Raw genomic sequence first — 18098 nt, forward strand, 5'->3', positions numbered from 1 at the left:
TCAACAACTCTTTCTGAAGCGTATTGGAGGCTTCCAAGAGAACGGAAGCCTCCAAGAGCGAAGAAACACCGAAGCAGGTAAGGGGGTAGTGCATGAACGGGGTAACGATGCACGCAAAGCAAGTATTCGGTTTCGTCGCTATGTTCGTCTGCGTCGCCGCGGGAATGCTGATTCCCGGCAGCGACATGCTCGGCCACGAGGGCATCTTGGCCCTTGCCATCCTGGCTGGCGCAATATTCATGTGGTTCTGCGGCAGCATGTCTACCGGCATGACGGGGGTTCTCGCCTGTTTTCTGCTGCTGGTCTTAGGGGTTGTGCCCACGTTTGGCGATGCCTTTTCAGGGTTTATCACCACGACAACATGGTTCGTCCTCGGCGTTTTCTGCATGACGCTCCTCATGCAGAAAAGCACCTTGGGCCTGAGGCTGACCAAACGATTCATCGTCTTGGCGAAAGGCGATTCGAAAAGGCTCGTCTTAATGCTCATGGCAGCCGCTGCGGTCATATCGTCGTTCATGACCGACACCGGCGCCGTCGCCCTGATGATGAGCTTCGCCCTACCTCTGCTCGACACCCTGGGAGCGAAGAAGGGCTCTTCAAACCTGGGGCGATGCCTCTTGCTGGGCGTTTCGTTCGGCGCGCTCTTCGGCGGGTTCACCACGCCTATCGGGCACAGCCTGAACGTGCTGGCTGCAGGTCTCTACACCCAGGCAACGGGTTTGCAGATCAACTTCCTATCCTGGATGAGCTACGGCATCCCGATCTGCGTCGCGATTCTGCCCATTGCATGGTTCGCCCTTATCAAGGCGTTCCCTCCCGAGCATATTACCGAAGACGCCGTACAAGAGGTACTCGGATCCAAGTTCGAGACGGGACCGATGAACGCACTCGATAAGAAATGCCTTGCGTTGCTCATCATCCTCCCAACCTTGTGGATTCTCGGCAATTGGATTCCGCTGTTCAACGCGACAACCGTTGCGTTGGCAGGCATGCTGCTTCTATTCTTCCCAGGAATCAGCATCGTTACGTGGTCGGAATTCGAGCGGGCAACCTCGTGGAACCTGTTCATGTTCTTCGGAGGCGTTCTGAGCATCGGCGCCGCCATCGCATCCACAGGTGCAGCTGATTTCATCGCAACGCTGTTCTTGCAATCGGGAATCACCGAGATGCCCGTGTTCGCCGCACTGCTCGCCATCGCAGCGTTTCTCTATCTGCTGCATACCTTCTGCCCGATCTCGCCGTCGTGGGTGGCCATCTTCTTGCCCCCGATGATGACGTATGCGACCGTCGTGGGCATACCGCCGTTTCTTCCCGCGTTCTTGATCGTATGCCTGATTGCCGGAAGCTACCTCGTGCCGCTCTGCCCAGCCCTCAACATGACCTTCGATACCGGCTGGTACAAGTTCTCGGATACCGCCAAAGCGGGCTGGTTCACCTCGATCGCATTCGTCGTTATCGCCGTAGCCTGGTCGTATGCAATGGGGGGAATTCTCGGCATCCATTGACGTCGGGACGCTGGCTCCAAACAGCGCTCGGCCGCGCGGACGGCGAAACCGAAGTCGTCCGCGCGGTCTTATTCTCCAGCGGAAAGCAGATCGCGCAGCTCTTCGCGGCTGTGCACGCCGAGCTTCTGGTATATCCTCCGCGTATGGGATTTGAGCGTCCCGTTCGCAATGCACAGCTCGCGTTCGATAACCGCCGAATTCTTGCCGAGCGCGATCATCTCGAGTACTTCCGCCTCGCGTGGGCTCAGCCCGAACGATGCGCTGGCCTCGGCACACCGGACGACGAGCTTCGCCTTCGCATCTTCCTCGGCGATTCCTCCCGCACCGAAAAACGCCACGCCCCACGTGCGCAATCCGCCCTTTTCAGAGAACAGCGCGACGGTTGCCATCACCACGAGAATCGTGAGCACGGCGGTGACAAGGGCAGAATCCGCAGCCACGAGCGCATGCTCCCCCATGAAGGCGCGCGACATCATGTGACCTGCGGGAATCGCGATCAACGTCACCTCTTGTATGCCGCATAAAACGAGCACCGACACCCCGTAGGTATGAGAGATGTCGCACAGGAGGATGGTGAGCACCAGAAACATGAGCGAGTATCCCGCCGCGATGAAGAAGCCCGCGACGAGACTCGTTCCCGAAAACGACAGGAACGTCATCACCAGCCCGCACATCATCAGAACGAAGGGCGTGCGGTACAAGAGCGTGAAATCGAAGCGCTTCGCTGCGAAGAGCGCGATGGCGAGCACGGCGGCCGACGCGGCGATCGTACCGAGCAGAAACGGCTCGCTCGAGGGGATGCTCGCCTCGCCTTTCGCGCCGTACACGAACTGGTAGATGCCGAGCACCACAAGAAGCCGCCAGGGGAAATGCAATTTTCCCCACGTCTTTTTCGGCAGATCGACCTTCGGAACAAGGCGAAACGCCGCTCGCAGCGTTACCTGCGAAAGTACGGGAAGCAGCACGAGGACGATCGTGAGCCGCACGATGTCGAGATCGAGCAGCACCCACGCCATGAACGACCCGAGCAGAAACGCGCCCGCGATGTAGAGCACGACCCGCAACGGCTCGAAGCAGCTGTGCAGCTCGGCCCACAAAAGGATCGACAACGCCGACCCGAGCCCTCCCCCGACGATGGCCACGATGCCCATGGGGATCGCAACGGAGGGAACCACGCTCGCCGCCATGAAGGCAAGCCCCGAAACGATCATCGAAACGGTGCAGAGCGTCGCCATGTACCGTTTAGGGTTGAGCGGTGCAAGCTTGCGTGCGAACAGCGCAAAGGGGATGAACGAGAGCGCCATCGCCACCGTGAACAGATCTTCTCCGACCCAAGCATCGTAGGCGAACAGGGTGGTCGTTCGGTAGGTGACGATTTCGAGCCAGGCGCGCGCGAACGCGAACCCGAAGAAGCAGAACGACCACGCCCCGAGGCCTAGCGGCGAGGAAGTCTCCCTGCCTGCTTTGTCGTACGCGACGCCCCGAACCGCGTTTTCGTATGTTGTCCTGCCGGTCATCGGCTCATTATAGCAAGAGCAAACAAACCGAATATATGTTCTTTCGCGAGGCTGTAATCCGTGAAAGAACGCCCCGCTTCGGAAACGGATCCCCGAAAGCCCGGCATTGCGCGCTCGGAGCCGATTCGTGTTACGTCCTTCTGCGCCTTTACCTTAAGGTCTTAAGCTTTATGGTATTCTACATAGGCTGGTGCTGTTGCAACAAGGGTGGGTTGTACGGTGCCTCGGACGGCAACAAACACGGTGCTTGCCGCCCTGGTAATCGAAATCGCGTTCCCGGCATTGCGGGAACGGGTGCGCGTGGATCATTTCCCGAACTCCTATCCATACATGGAAGTAGATTATCGCAAATGGCAAAGACACGAGAAAAAATGCTTCCCTTACCTAAGAAACTGGCAACTGGCCAGCTTCGGGCGATCTGCATTATCGGGTTTACCTCCCATATGATCCTCCAGCCGTTTCTTTTCTGGCAATTCTCCCTGCTAACCCTCGTCGGCGCAGATGACATAAGCCTGCGCTCGCTTCCAACCATCGCAAGCAACATCGTGTTCCCCCTTGCCATCATCCTCCTGGGCGTCGCATATCGATTTCTTGGACACAAAAACGCATTCTCCACAAGAAACTTCGTGCGATTGATGCTCGCATGCTTTGTCGTCGGCATAGTGCTTGCCGTATCCACATCGTTGCTTTCGTTTGCAAGCGAGTCCGTGTTAGTGAGCCTGTTTGGCGTATGTATCGGCATGGGCTGCGCAATAGGCATTTTTCTCTGGCAGCAAGCGCTTTATCGCCTCGGTTCCCGAAACGCGATGATAGTACAGGTGAGCGGGACGGTTATTGCCGGTGTTCTGTACTTCGCAGTCAGGTGGCTACCCGACGTTGCGGTGCTCCTGTCGAGCATCTTTGTCTTTCTCCCCTTGTCGGCGAGTATCCTGCTCTATTTGAATACCGAGGACGATAGGCATCCCCCGAAAACGTTTCTGCAGCAAAGCGGGAAACGGTTCGTGCTATTCCTCAGGGAAAGCTGGTCGGCAATACTCATCATAGCCTCCATGGGCTTCGCTTGGGGGCTCTTTTACGCACTGACGCTGGTGGTTTCAGACAATTCGTTTCTCGGCAACCTGTTTTCTTTCGGACGCATAATCTCGGGACTGCTGGCAGCCGCGTATATAGTTCGGTTTCGTTCGTATCCGAGTATGGATATCCTTGCGAAAATCGCGTTGCCCGTCTGCGTCACAGCCGTCCTTTTGATGCCGCTTATCGAACATGATTACTTCTTCATACTCGCGGAGATGTTCTACGTGGTGTTCGGTCTCTCGTCAATCGTCCTCATGCTCTCCTGCAATGATGCTGCGCGCGCTCGCTCCATCCATCCCGCGATCATCTACTGCGGAGTCCTCGGGCCGTTTTACCTCATGCAGATGCTCGGTTACTTGGCAGGCCCCGTTATATGCCCCGACACGGCGAGCCTTCTGGGAACCACGCAGAAGCTTGTTGTTGCCTTGCTGATCATATACGGGCTCTCCGTCCTCGGCTTCATCCACGCCTTCCGAAAAAGGAAGAGCGGCCGCGCTCATCCCGCCTTGGACCTGGATAGCACCTTCATCGAACGCTTTTCTTTCACCGAACGCGAATCGGACATCGTCCGCCTGATCCTGAAAGGCAGGAGCGTATCGTTCATAAGCGACGAGCTGACCATCTCCGAAAACACCGTCCGGTTCCATATGAAGAATATCTACCTCAAAGCCGGTGTTCACAGCAAGCAAGAGCTCATCGACCTGTTCGAAGCGGAGTAGACCCATACGGCGGTTTCGCGCTCCCATACGGAACCTATCGCATTTTTCATACCTACATAAAACATGTTGGATCGCATATCTACCGCATTCGTGTGTTTGAAGACACGTCGAAACCGCATACGGTCATCCTGCTGTAAACGAACGCATAAGGAGGATGTTCATGGAACTCGATCGTAGGAACTTTTTAAAAGGCGCAGCGGCAGCGGGAGCTCTTGCCGGATTGGCTTCTGCTGGCCTTATGAGCGGCTGTTCGCCAGCTGAGGGGAACGGCGATAAAACCGCGCAGGCTACCGAGCCCTCTTCGCCGACTGCTAAAAACGAAAGAGCGCTCGCAGCATCCATCGTCGAATCGGAATCCGAGGTTTCCTCGAAAGTCACGGAAACCCGCGAATGCGACATCGTAATCCTCGGCTCCGGCGGAAGCGGGCTCAGCGCAGCCGTACGGGCGTCCGAACTGGGAGCGCGCGTGATCGTACTCGAGAAAGGATCTTCCCTCGGCGGCAGCACGATTGGAACCGAGGGAATGTTCGGCTGGGGAAGCAAGCTCCAAAGCGAAAACGGCATCGAGCTTTCGTCAGTGGCCGAACTCGTAGACGAAGAGAACGTGTACACCAATTATCGCTGCGACGCGGTTCTCTGGAACAAGTTCATATCATCGTCCGGGCGATCTGCCGATTGGCTCATGGACGAAGGCTACCAGTTCGATCGCGTCGACATCTACAAGAAAGCGGTAAGCTCGTTCAAGTGCTTCCATTGGTGGGCAGACGAATCCGGGCAAACCCTCATCGACTTTCTGGCCGAACGTGCCAAAGAGCAGGGAGCGGAAATTCTCACGCAAACACCTGCCGTTTGCCTCAAAACCGATCAGGGAGCCGTTGCGGGAGTGTACGCACACGACACCGCGAACAACACGTATCTCGATATATCCGCAAAGGCGGTCATCGCCGGGTGCGGCGGCTACGCGGCTAACCCAGCCCTTATCGAGCAACTGACCGATTGGGATATGACGTACGCAAACTCAACGGCCACCGGCACAGGCGATGCCGTCATCATGGCTGAGAACGTAGGAGCGGGAACGTACATGACCGCGATCCTGCCCGCCATACATGTCTACGGATACGCGACAGCCGACCCCATTGTCATCGGATGCTGCAATCAGCCCCTGCTGTTCCTGAATCAAGATGGAAACCGCTGCATGGACGAAAGCCTTTTTATTCGCGCCCATAAAGCACTCTTCGTAAACGCGATCATGAGCCAGAAGCGGTGTTACTGCGTTTTCGATCAGGCAATCGTTGATCGGTTCGAAAGCGGCGACGGAATTTTCAGCGCATGGAGGGCATTTACCGTCGGATCGAATATCGAGGACTTCCAGGCTCAAATCGACGAGTGCATCAACCGGGATATCGGCAACGCATTCGTCGCCGATACAGTAGAGGATCTTGCGAAAGCCGTCGGCATCGATACCAAAACCATGAGCGAAAGCATTAAGCGATACAACGAGTTCTGTGCTGCCGGCACGGATGAAGACTACCTCAAGGACGCTGCGTACCTTACGCCCGTCGAAGCAGGCCCGTTCTACGCAGTGCGGCTTGATCCCAGTGTCACCAACACGATCGGCGGGCTGGACGTGGACTACAACAACCAGGTTATCAATACCGACGGAGATCCAGTTCCCGGTTTGTATTGCGTGGGAGTCGACGGCAACAAGCTCTACAAGGAGACCTACAATTACGCGATGTCCGGGGGCTTGGTAAGCTACGCGATCTACTCAGGGCTCACAGCCGCTGAGCATGCGTGCGAAACGCACCTCTCGTAGAATACGGGGCATGCCTTCGAAAAGCCCCTCCCGCAATGCGGCACTCGGCAGGTTACCCGAGTGCCGCATACGTTTCTCTTCAAAGCCGAGGCGTCGCCCTTCATTCGGCTTCCGCTAACTTCTCGGGAAGGTATTCAAGACCGCTTTCAGGTCGGGGGGAACGATCTCGTCGAGTCCGTCGGCCATTTCGTCAACCGAGAGGGGCATGCCTTCCTTGAACCATCGCAAAACATAGGTGACCTCCATTGCGACAAGCGCCCTGATCTGAAAGCTTATCCTGTCCGAAATCGCAATCCCCCGATGGTATACGAGCGTTTCAGTCAAATCGCGTTCCCGCCTCCCTTGCGCAAAAAGCGCCAGCGACTGGCTGCTCGAAAGCTTCGCCGCAGCAACATAGAGATGCTTCAAACGCTTGACTTCGGATAGCATTCTGCAGTTCGCTTCGCGAAACGTGCATGTCCTCCCCGCCTGGGAAAGAATATCCTCATAGAGGTGATCGAGGTGCCACTGATAGCACGCGTATTTATCGCAGAAATGGTTGTAGAACGTCGTTCTGCTGATGTCGGCCGCTTCGCAAATCGCCTTGACCGAAAGATTCTCGATGCTCTCGCTCTCCAGAAGGTCGTTCATGCATGCCGTGATATGCATGCACATTTCACGACCGCTTGCTACTCCCTCGTCCCTCTCCCCTATTCGCATCGCAGCCCCTCGTTTCTTCGCTTATCCCGACTCACAGCCCTCGAGCGCCTCTCGTATCTTTGGGGGAATGATCACATCGAGCAACTCGGCCATCCGGGCATGCGGCATGCGCATATCCTGCTGAATCCAGGTGACAACCGCCTGCACGGCAGCGGCGTTGAACGCAGCGATCTGATAGGAAAAGGCGACGCTGTAGGCAACTCCCTTATCCTCGAAAATGATCTGCTCGAGCTTCTTCTCGCGCTCGTAGAGCGCATACTGGAAAAGCGACTGTTCGCCTTGCTCGACAAACGCATTGCTGTAATAGGAGCGATAGCGAGAAAACCCCTCGAGCATGGCCAGGTTCGCTTGGCGGTATCCCATCGATCCCACGTTGTCGAGATGCTGGGCGCACAGCAATCCGTAGTGCCATTTACCCACCTCCCGCTTATCGGAAAAATGCTGATAGAACGCTGCGCGTGAGATATGGGCCTCTTCGCAAATGGCAGTAACCGATATCTCCGAGAGCGACGATGTACAGAGGAGCCGCTCCAAAGCCCCGAGGATAGCAAAAGGGATCTCGGCTTTTTCCGACGCATCTTCATTGTGTGAATGCATGGCCCGCTCCCATGGTATCGATGAAAGCCCCCCCCCGACAATCTCATGATAACAGGGAGAAGCTGTCAACGACAGCTTCTCCCGGGAGTGATAATCCGTCAATCAGGCGTTTTTATCCAAGATGGCGCGAGCGCACTGCCGTCCCGTGAACAGGGCGACTCCTTGATTGGAACCGGGAAGGACGATTCCGTACGTCTCGCCGGCAAAGCCCGAACAATCGACACCCGAAGCCCAAAGACCCTCGATCACTTCGTAGTTCTTATTGATGACATGGCAGTCTTGATCGATTCGAATACCGCCCATCGTGTTGATGTGGAGAGCCGCGAGCCTGAATCCGTAGAACGGCGGGGTCTCGCACGGAATCAGATAGGCAGGATCTTTGCGATAGCCCTCATCGCTTCCCGCGTCGCAGTAGCCGTTGTAGGTGTCGATCGTTTGCTTGAGCATCGCAGGATCGACCTCCATCTGCTCAGCAAGATCTTCGATGGTGTCGGCTTTGAAGCAGTTGCCCTCCGGCTCAAGGGCATCCCATTGTTCCTGCATTTTTGTTGCCGGCTCGCCAGCCGTCAAGTAGGCACCGAGGCCGAAGGTGACACCTTCCGTCTCAAGCGAAGTCCATAGTGCCTGGTCCATGATTGCAAACGCATCCGATTGGGTAAGCAGCGCGTTGTTGACGGCCGTCAGCTGCAAGGCCGACATGGTCTCGTCGATAAAGCGCTCGGCATTGTGGTTAACCCAGAGCACCTTCGGCTCGCAGCCGGCGGCGAGACCCAAATGGGAGCTGATGCGCGCGCCGGCAATGGTCGATCCGATGAGCGCCATCATGACGTCCTTCGGCGTTTCGTCAAGCGCTTGAGCGACCATACCCAGGCCATCGCCGTCATGCCCGGTACCGCCCTGATAGCTCGTCCTATCGATGTTGCGGTTAGTCGTCTGCATCAGCCCATCGTGATTCTCCGAGGTTCCGCCCGTCGCAACGATGGTCTCCTTCGCTTTGAAGTCGATGATGCTGCCCCTCTTATCCTGAGCTTGGACGCCGACGCAGACCCCGTCTTCCATCAGAAGGCCCAGAGCCTTCACCTCTTGGCGCAAATCGACACCTGCGGCTTCCGCAGCGGGAATCATTGCCGCAACGGCCGAATCGCCGTGATGTCCCTCGAACAGGTGCCACGTTTCAGCTCCACCGCCCGGTCCGAAAACTCCCTCGAATTTGACCCCGTGATCGGTGAACCATTTGAAGTCTTCAGCCGAGTGCTTGATATAGAGCTCCCATATCTTCGGATTGGAGTTGAAGTTCTGGAAGTTCAGCTCCTGCAGCAGAAGCTCGTGCCAATCGAATTCGATGCCCTGCTCTTTCTGCATCTCCGTTCCAACGCCAAAGCATCCTTCGGCGAAATTGGTATTGCCGCCCCACATGCTCATCTTTTCAAGGAGCACAACAGAATAGCCTTCCTCGGCCAAGTTGATAGCAGGAACCAGTCCCCCGGTGCCGCTGCCTATGACGACGACGTCGGCTTCGACGGTTTCATCCGCCGTTACGAACTCGTAAAGCTCGAACCCATCGTAGGGGCTTGTTTTCGCCGCAGCATCGGAAGCGGCTGGCTCCGCCGAGCCGTCGCCCGTTTTCTCGGGTGCTTCACCATTTCCCCCGGGAGCGCAGGATGCCAGCATCCCGGCGCCCGCAACCCCAAGCGCTGCCGCCCCAACACCGGTAATAAACGATCGACGCGAAAGGGCATTCTCGATTGCTTCCCTCTTTGCATTATCCATGGTACTCCTCCTTGGTATACGTAAGACAAACGACTAGTACATCTCGGGCAACGTGATCCCCGACTGGACGTAGATCGAGAGTGGATTGAAGTACTCCTCCCATACTTGGATCTTGCCGTCCTTCATTTCAAAGAAGAGGATCATGGGATCGAGCGTGATGGGCGTGTCGTCGTCGCCTGCACTCAGGATTCCCTCCCCTTTGACTTTGAACCAATACTGGTTCGGATCAACGCACTCAAAGGATCCGACAATGTTGAACGCCCACGTGCTGTAGTGCTCGACGTTGAGCCTTTCCTGCTCGTAGATGGCGTCGTAGCCTTCGACGATCAGGGACTCTCCTCCGAAGTACAGCGGTACGGAAAACAGCGTATCGTCCGTCTGGTTCCAGCAAGCCATGCGGGGCTCAAGCCTATCTTCCCCCGTGTGGGCAAACCATTCGTCCAAGCATGCTCGGTTCTTTTCTCTCTGACTGTCGCCGTCCGAGCAACCGACAAGACCGCCGGTCGCAACAAGGGAAGCGCCCAGAACACCACCCCCCCCAGTACGGTCGCAAAAGACCTTCGCGACATGCTTTGACTCGCTTTGCTTTCATGCGTCACGTTATCCAGCCCCTTCCCTCAGTAGGTCTCGGGCAATCTCCCTTTTGCCCTGAGCTTTAGTATAGGAAGGCACGTGATGCGGTTTGCTTTACACTTGCGACGGTTTGTCAATGATTGGGTAAGGGGCTTCACGGTAGCTGGTCTGCCGGCTCAGGTGCCATACCCGCTTCCCGCACAAACCTCGAGATCCGCAGCTACATACCGCCATCGACACGCGTCTGCCCAGCGCATCGAGCGCAGGATCGCCACCCAGTCTTTGCTCACGCCCTTCTCGTGCAGTTCGGTAAGACGCTCGAACGTTTTCTCGAGATTCTCTGCATCGATAAGCGCAACTCGACAATGCCTCCCGCACCTGACGCACGAGAAGCCGCTTGTCGGGCACCCGCACGGGCATGCTGAGTTTGGCCGTGCGTCAGATTCCGAGTTCGTGGCAGAAAAACGGAGTTATTCGTCGCCAAAAGAGACCTCTGGCACAGCCGGTTTTTCGGTCGCCTTTCTGAACTGGTGAAACAAAGCGGCCCGTTACAAAAGCTGAGCGTTTTGCCGTGCGGAGGGGATTTTGGAGACGAATAACTCCGCTTTTCTGCCACGAGCAGGCGCCAGCTCGCAATCATGGTGAGCGACGGGCTCCAAGGTTACACGACGGGTTACAAAGTTACCCCGCAACTTCGCTGGGGGGAGATTCGCACAAAGCACCGTCGCGGCATACTCGATCGCATCCGAAACCACGAGGGAAAGGTTCGATATGAGGATGAATGAGAAGCTGGACACTGCAAGAGCGAACGCGTCGGGCGCGTCGGGTGCGTCGGGCATCGCACGGTCGGGCGCGTCGGGTGCAGCAAGCGCACAGGGGATCACGCGCCGCGGGTTTATCGCAGGCGCCGCCATCGCGGGCGTGAACATCGCGCTGTTCGGCCTGTCGGGCTGCGCGCCAAGCGCATCGGCCGGCGGCGAGAACGGCCAATTCAAAGCGGGAACGTACACCGGGATCGGCCAAGGCAAATTCGCACCCATCACTGTAGAGGTCACGTTCGGGGAGTCGAGCATCGAGAGCGTAAACGTGATCGATCACGAGGAGACCAAGTACATCTCCGATACCGCGCTCGAAACGATTCCCGCCGCAATCGTCGAGCACCAATCGCTCGGCGTCGACACGATCGCCGGCGCTACGCTCACGAGCACGGCCATCATCGCAGCGTGCGAAGACTGCGTCAAGCAAGCGGGCGGCAGCGCGAGCAAGCTCAAGGGCAACTACGAGAAGCCGGCTCCTTCGACCGAGGTCGTCGAGCTCGAAGCCGACATCGTCATCGTCGGCGCAGGCGCAAGCGGAACCGTTGCCGCTGTAAACGCAGCGCGCCTCGGTGCGAAGAAAGTCGTCGTGCTCGAGAAGAGCTGCAACGTGGGAGGCAACGCGCTCGTCAGCGGCGGCTACCTCGAATACGTGCATGCACCCGAGGATCTGCGCGAGGAGATGACCGACAATTACACCGTCGAGCTCGAGGCTAATGTTGCCGCAGCGGCCGATATCATGCCCGCCGCCGATCTCGAAAAGCTCAAGGCCGACATCGAGGCCTGGAAGGCGTCGGGCTCGACCAAGGTGTTCGACTCGGTGGAGCTCCATGCGCTCCAGTATGCGATTCAGGGCGAAGGAGCCTACGCCGACATGCTGATCTCCGGCCAGCACATCGCCGAACTCGACGATTGGCTCGCGACGAGCGGGTTCGAGTTCAAGCCGCTCGTCGGCATCGTCGGATACTCGTGGCCTCGCTGGACCTCATCGGTCAACGGCACCTGCGGCCAGGGGTACTTCGAGTTCTACACCTCCATGATCGACGAGAACGACTACCCGGTGGAAATCTACCTCAACACCCCGGCGCGCGAGCTCATCACCGACGGCGGCACCGTCACGGGCGTCGTCGCCCAAGGCGCCGACGGCACGACCTACCGCGTCCCCGCCGAGAAGGGCGTCATCCTCGCAACCGGCGGCTTCTCGGGCAATCCCGATATGCTGCGCGAGTACAATACGCGCTGGGACTGGGATCCCAAGCAGATCATCCCCACAACCAACGCCTTCGGCCATACGGGCGACGGCATCGAGATGGCGCTCGCCCTCGGCGGCGCAACGGCGGCCATGGATACGCAGATGCCCTTCCCGTTCGCGGACTGCAAGAACTCCACCGACGAAACGACCGTCGGCGACGACATCGACTGCCCAATCGTCAACAAGGAAGGCAAGCGCTTCATGAACGAAGTGCTCGACCGCTTCACCATGACCGAGCACATCATGGCGCAGCCCGACCAGATGATGTTCATGATCTCCGACAAGGACACCTGCTGGATCGACGGCGAAGTCAACCGCTACGGCCGCAACGTCGAGAATCTCATCAACCAAGGGCAGCTTTTCCGCGCCGACACACTCGAAGAGCTCGCCGCGCTCATGGGCGTCGACGCCGGCACGTTCGTCGAAACGATCGAGCAGTACAACGAGTACGCCCGCCAAGGCGAGGATCCCGATTTCGGCCGCACGAACTTCACCGAGCACAGCCCCATCGAGAACCCCCCGTTCTACGCATCGCCGCGCACGTGGGCCATGCACATCACCGTCGGCGGCCTCGTCGTGGATTCCGCAACTGACTACACCGTCATCGGCGAAAACGGCAACCGCATCGAAGGCCTGCACGCCATCGGCGAAACCACGCTCGGCAGCTGCGGCATCGGCGTTCAGGGCGAGGGTTACGCGATCGCCCAGGCGCTGTTCGGGTAGACGTAGAACCCGCTTCGTCAGAGCATCGGCAAAACCAAGAGCCGGCCTTCACCGCAAAGGCCGGCTCTGCTTATTGCCGTCAGAGCATTCCATCACCCACCTAAACGGCGCACGACGCCTGCGCATCGGCGATCCCACCTACCGATTCACGACGTCGCGCTTTATCGACGCGCTCCCGCCGCACGCGCAAAACCCCATAGAGGGCAAGGACGCCGAAGTACTGAGCAACGGCCACCGCGGAAGCAGTCGACCCGCCGAGCGCCGAAGGCGCAAGCGCCACAATCGCGTGCATGCACACGAGCGCAAAAAACGGGTAGGCGAGTCTTTGTACGGCCTTCCATGCGCGTGCGGGCATACGACTCTTCACCACCCGGAAAGACGTAACGGTAAGCACCCCGAGCAAAACGGAGACCACGGCGGCGATCGCAAACGCAAGGTACAGGTTCGTCGCAACCGCCGCCGCTCCATCGAACAGGCGCACAAGGTACGCCGACGCGTAGCGAACAACATGAGCGCACACGAGAATAGCCGCAGCGATGGACAGCTCTGCACGAATCGGAGCAAGACATCCGCGCATCCGAGACCCCTCGCCAAGCACCCCTGTGAACATAACGATGGCGAAGAGCGAAAAGGCAATGTAGCAACGGCCCATGGGGATAACGAACGCGGCAACAACCGCCGGGGGCAGAAGCGCTGAATCGGATACCGCAAACGCCAGCGCCATGGCCGCCGCAAGAAGATAGAAGAGCAGAGGGAGCCGCTTAACCAAAGTGCGAAACGTGAAAACGAACGCCGTCGTAACGAGAAAGGTCACTGCGAGCATCATTGCGTGCGCCCCCCGCATGCACACGAGCGAACCGCCGCAATGGCGGATAGATCATCGCGCACGAACGCGGCAATCATATTGGCAACCAGCGCGTACATGCTCCCCTCGTCGTTTTTGCCCAAATCGGCTGCATACAGGGAAAACCACCGCGTTGCGTGATCGTTCAAAAACCGCTCCTGACCATCGAGCAAACGCCGCAACTCCTCGAACGGGGCAAAGGCATCTTCGGATGCGCTTTTGCTGGCTCCGTCTTCTTGCCCGGGGAAAACAACATCCCATACCTCGAGCGTTTTTTCCGCCATCTTCGCCATGAAAGCGCACTCGAGCGAGAGATGGTCATCGGGCACCTTTCCGCGCTCCTGAAGCTCGTAGCCGAACTCGCGGTACGCCTCGCGCACTTCGAGTGTGCTTTTCTGAAACAGCAAACGTCGATGGCTCACATACATCGACTCCCACGGATAGGCGTCGTTCAAATCGGGGCCTTCGACCAATCGCATATAGGAAGACTTCAACTCGTCAAGACGGTTTCCTTCCGTAAAGACAGGCGCCCGGTCTGCAAGGTAAACCCTCAGGCGATCGTAGGCGTCGTTCGGCTCGTCTGTCGCAAGCCGCAACGCCCCATCGGTAAAGTCGTTGGCAATCGCCCCGATCAAACGTTCGTCGGGTTCGCCGCTGAACACCGTATGAGCGAGTTCGTATAGGTAGGCGCGAGCAGTCAGCAAAAGCCGCGCATCATCGCGAGTCAAAGGTTCCATGAAAATCCTCCTTAGCGGATCGGACGCAGGCGCCATCCGGCGAAAGAGCTCGCCGGGCGCCGCGTCCGATCCCGGACGGTCGAGTTCGACCGATAGCCTGCCTCGGCCCCTTCTTACAGAATAAGCTGGTCGACGTCTTCGTCGAGCATGCACTCCTTGATGACCATGGCCAAGTTGGGTACGGTCTTCGACGAATCGGGCATGACGGCGCAGTCGGCAACGAGATCCTCGCCCGCATGGGCGGCCTTGAGCTCGTCGATATCGCCGAATTCGAGCACGCGCTGCGGGCAAGCCGCCACGCATGCGGGTTGCTCACCCTTTTCGCGCAGGGAAACGCACCCATCGCACTTCATGGCGATACCCTTTTCCTCGATAAGCACCGGCTCGCCGTACGGGCAGGCAACCACGCAGGTTCCGCAACCGATGCACAGTTCTTCGTCAATGACGACGGTCCCGTCTTCGAGCTTGGAGATCGCCCCCGTTGCGCATTCGGCGAAGCAGGCGGGGCTGAAACAGTGGTTGCACGCCATGGAGACGTGGTACATGTGCACGTCGTATCCCGATCCCGCACACCAGCTTGTCACATGGCGGAAATCAACGCCAACCTCGAGTCGATTAACATCCTTGCATGCCACTTGGCAAGCATGGCATCCGATGCAGTTGTCCGCATCGAAGTAAAACCCTATCTGTCCCATCTCGATTCCCCCTATTCCTCATCCGGCAGCGGAATGTCGAGCGGCCAATCGCAGTCGGGCAGAAGCTCGATATCGCCGGTGTATTTCTCGTAGTCGACAAGCGTGCCGTTCCAACCGTTTGACAAGAAAGCCGTCTCGTTGCAGGAGCTGGTCAAAACGTTGTCGGCGCCAGCCGTATCGATTCCCGTAGCCTCGTCGATGCAAACCGCTGCGCCATGAGGAATCGCGATAACGCCGGGCATAACCGTGCGTGACACCGATGCGGGGCGGATAAACGCTCCGTTGTCGTTATGCACGAGAATGATATCGCCGTCTTCGATGCCCTTTTCTTCTGCATCGCTTTTGTTGATGAACACGGGATTGGTCATAGCCTCACGCAACCACGGCAAATTATCCATATCCGAATGTGCGCGACGCAGATAGTGCACGTGCGTCAGCTGGAACGGATACGGCCCGCGGACCTTGTTTTCCCAGTCGATGAACGTATCGGTAAATCCTTCATGCTGATCCATATATTTGGGCAAAGGAGAAGGATCGATGATCCGCTCGACATCGCCCTTCATCATTGCGAACAAATCACCTTTGGCCTGGCAATATATTTCCAGCTTGCCGCTTGCCGTCGTAGGGAGGGGATTGGTCTCGGGATCGTCGCGGAACTCTTTGAGCGCAATGTACACGAACGGATCGTCCGCGGAACGCTTCACGCGATATACGCCATCCCTGAGGAACTGCTCGAGAGGAATGCGCCCCACTTGAGGTGCGCCTTCGACACCGTACTTCGTAAAATCGTCCTCAGCAATGGAAAGCAGGGGCTCGTAGCCGGAACCGTCCTCCTTCACCACCGTAGCGCCGACCATAGCATCCATCCATTGCTGCTGATCGGTTTTGGGCATGATTTCAGCGAAGTCAACGTCAAGACGGCTCGCCACCGCCTCGGCAATTTCCCAATCGGTTTTACTCTCGAACAAAGGGTCAACGGCCTTATTACGCGCGAACGTATTCTCTTTATCGGTGGCAACATCGTAATATGTGGTGGTGTTGTATTCCCAACGTGTGCAGATGGGCAGAACGATATCGGAGTAACGCGCGTCGGTTTTCATGGTGTACACCTGGGCGCATGCGAAATCGACCTTGCGGTACGCCTCAATGCCCGTATTAACATCCATCTGAGTCTGCAACACGTTTTTCTGCTCGCTGACAATAACATGAATATCGATATCGCGCTCTTCGGGAGCATGAAGCTCGCCGCGAAGAACACCTACGTCGTAGTACTTCCCCGTCACAACAGCATTCCATAGCTCGCTCCACGGAATGGTATTGTCCACAGGATTGACCGCCCCCGCGCCCTGATACGGGGGCACGTAAGAGCCTGCAAGCGAAACAAGCGTAGCGCCGCGGTTAAGCGTCGAATAGTTATGATCGAGGCCGCTAGCATTTCCCGGTTTCCCGAAATGGCCACCCATCGCAGATACAGCCATGAGGGCATGGGGGAAATTCTCTGCTCCCTTAGCACGTGCAGGCGCACCGTTGCTCGAGATGAAACAATCGTTTTCGCAACCGAGTATATCGGCGAGGCGCTCGATTTTTTCCACCGGCGTACCGCAAAGCTCGCTTGCCCATTCGGGCGTCTTCTCCACCCCATCGTAGAGGCCTAAAACATAATCGCGGAAGTTTTCGCTCATCTTGGCATCATCGGGCATGTGCTCAGAGTCGAACCCCACGGTACAGTTGTTCAGAAAATCCCAGTCTATGAGGGATCCTCCCTCATCGCGCGTAATCATGGAATACGCCACGGCAAGAAGCAGCGCCGTATCGCCACCAGGACGCACGGGGATCCATTCGGCATCGGTGAACCCAGCAGATGCGTTGTAATCGGGTCCAACGAAAACGAACTTAACACCTGCCTGCTTGAAATTCTTGATGTAATACGAGGGATTTCCAAATGCGGCCCATGCGGGATTATTGCCCCACATTACAAGATAATCCGAGTTGAGAATGTCATAGCGATCGTTAAGCTGACCATACGTTACGCCGAACAGACCTTCTGCATAGTACTCGAACGTCCCATCGGATTGACAGCCAGTCTGCTTGGTGAATCCGCCGAAAGCATTCAACACACCGCCCATGTATCCCTCAAGGCCAGCATCCAGATAGAGAATGGAGCTGTTACCGTATTTCTCTTTCGCATTCTTCAACTCCGCAGCGATGTAGTCGAGCGCTTCGTCCCAGCTAATGCGTTCCCACTCGTCACGGCCACGCAGACTCTTATCGCCTCCGGTCAACGGCTCCCAATGCTTACGCTTCATGGGGTATTTCAAGCGATCCGCGCCGAAAACCTGCTGCTGGACCGATCGTCCACGGATGCAGCCGCGCGATTGCGGCCAGTCCCAGCTATCCTCGTGCGTATCATCGGTCTTCTGACGCAGAACCACGCCATCTTTCACAAGCACCTTGTTCAAGCAGCGTCCACCGCAATTGTGCCAGCAGCTTACCGGTATCCATTCGGCACCCTCCTCCAAAGGTCCCGATTCCGAAGATGCCGTTTCGGTTTCTTGGAGATTATTTTCACTGCACCCCGCAAGAGAAAGTCCCGCGAGCGTTGCCGTTGCGGCAGCGCTCGCCGCAACAAACGCGCGCCGATCTATATCTTTCTTCGCAATAGCATCGATATTCATATTCCCTCCTTCTCGTCTATGCCCAATTTCAAACCAACGGTCATGCGCATGACGTCTTTTGTCATTTTAGGGCGCGGTACTCAGAGC

At 57.4% G+C, this 18098-nt stretch carries 13 protein-coding genes; 4 read left to right on the forward strand and 9 right to left on the reverse strand.

Features of this window, described 5'->3' with window-relative positions; translation table 11 throughout:
• Window positions 1–92 precede the first annotated feature (92 nt).
• Window positions 93–1505: an SLC13 family permease gene (locus C1722_RS10150; protein WP_102379128.1), complete on the forward strand. Its 1413-nt coding sequence runs from the start codon at window positions 93–95 to the stop codon at window positions 1503–1505.
• A 68-nt stretch (window positions 1506–1573) separates the two neighbouring features.
• Here the strand turns inward: C1722_RS10150 and C1722_RS10155 are convergent, their stop codons facing one another.
• Entirely contained in the window at window positions 1574–3022 is a 1449-nt protein-coding gene (locus C1722_RS10155; protein WP_102379129.1) for a helix-turn-helix transcriptional regulator, read from the reverse strand.
• A 350-nt stretch (window positions 3023–3372) separates the two neighbouring features.
• Between C1722_RS10155 and C1722_RS10160 the strand changes: the two genes are divergently transcribed.
• Window positions 3373–4815: a LuxR C-terminal-related transcriptional regulator gene (locus tag C1722_RS10160; protein ID WP_180995134.1), complete on the forward strand. Its 1443-nt coding sequence runs from the start codon at window positions 3373–3375 to the stop codon at window positions 4813–4815.
• A 160-nt stretch (window positions 4816–4975) separates the two neighbouring features.
• Window positions 4976–6631, forward strand: a complete 1656-nt coding sequence (locus tag C1722_RS10165; RefSeq protein WP_180995135.1) for an FAD-dependent oxidoreductase — start codon at window positions 4976–4978, stop codon at window positions 6629–6631.
• Window positions 6632–6745: 114 nt separating this feature from the next.
• On the opposite strand, the gene C1722_RS10170 is transcribed toward C1722_RS10165, so the two are convergent.
• The 4 genes from C1722_RS10170 to C1722_RS10185 all read right to left on the reverse strand — a co-directional run bounded on the left by C1722_RS10170 (window position 6746) and on the right by C1722_RS10185 (window position 10222).
• Window positions 6746–7261, reverse strand: a complete 516-nt coding sequence (locus tag C1722_RS10170; RefSeq protein WP_180995136.1) for a TetR family transcriptional regulator — start codon at window positions 7259–7261, stop codon at window positions 6746–6748.
• Window positions 7262–7351: 90 nt separating this feature from the next.
• Window positions 7352–7927, reverse strand: coding sequence for a TetR/AcrR family transcriptional regulator (locus C1722_RS10175; protein WP_102379131.1), 576 nt, complete (start codon window positions 7925–7927; stop codon window positions 7352–7354).
• A gap of 102 nt (window positions 7928–8029) precedes the next feature.
• Window positions 8030–9697 (reverse strand): FAD-dependent oxidoreductase, encoded by a 1668-nt coding sequence (locus tag C1722_RS10180; RefSeq protein ID WP_102379132.1) that lies wholly within the window; start codon window positions 9695–9697, stop codon window positions 8030–8032.
• Between the two features lie 33 nt (window positions 9698–9730).
• On the reverse strand, window positions 9731–10222 hold the full coding sequence (locus C1722_RS10185; protein ID WP_102379133.1) for a PhzA/PhzB family protein: 492 nt from the start codon (window positions 10220–10222) through the stop codon (window positions 9731–9733).
• A gap of 825 nt (window positions 10223–11047) precedes the next feature.
• On the opposite strand from C1722_RS10185, the gene C1722_RS10190 reads away from it, so the two are divergent.
• Entirely contained in the window at window positions 11048–13060 is a 2013-nt protein-coding gene (locus tag C1722_RS10190) for an FAD-dependent oxidoreductase (protein ID WP_180995138.1), read from the forward strand.
• A gap of 100 nt (window positions 13061–13160) precedes the next feature.
• On the opposite strand, the gene C1722_RS10195 is transcribed toward C1722_RS10190, so the two are convergent.
• The 4 genes from C1722_RS10195 to C1722_RS10210 all read right to left on the reverse strand — a co-directional run bounded on the left by C1722_RS10195 (window position 13161) and on the right by C1722_RS10210 (window position 18011).
• On the reverse strand, window positions 13161–13874 hold the full coding sequence (locus C1722_RS10195; protein WP_180995139.1) for a ferric reductase-like transmembrane domain-containing protein: 714 nt from the start codon (window positions 13872–13874) through the stop codon (window positions 13161–13163).
• An 8-nt stretch (window positions 13875–13882) separates the two neighbouring features.
• A complete protein-coding gene (locus C1722_RS10200; protein WP_180995140.1) occupies window positions 13883–14641 on the reverse strand; it encodes a TorD/DmsD family molecular chaperone in 759 nt (252 codons plus the stop codon).
• A gap of 113 nt (window positions 14642–14754) precedes the next feature.
• On the reverse strand, window positions 14755–15336 hold the full coding sequence (locus C1722_RS10205; RefSeq protein ID WP_102379137.1) for a 4Fe-4S dicluster domain-containing protein: 582 nt from the start codon (window positions 15334–15336) through the stop codon (window positions 14755–14757).
• 11 nt (window positions 15337–15347) lie between these two features.
• Window positions 15348–18011: a molybdopterin-dependent oxidoreductase gene (locus tag C1722_RS10210; protein ID WP_102379138.1), complete on the reverse strand. Its 2664-nt coding sequence runs from the start codon at window positions 18009–18011 to the stop codon at window positions 15348–15350.
• Window positions 18012–18098: the final 87 nt, after the last annotated feature.

The organism is Raoultibacter timonensis, assembly GCF_900240215.1.
In the GTDB taxonomy this organism is placed as follows: domain Bacteria; phylum Actinomycetota; class Coriobacteriia; order Coriobacteriales; family Eggerthellaceae; genus Raoultibacter; species Raoultibacter timonensis.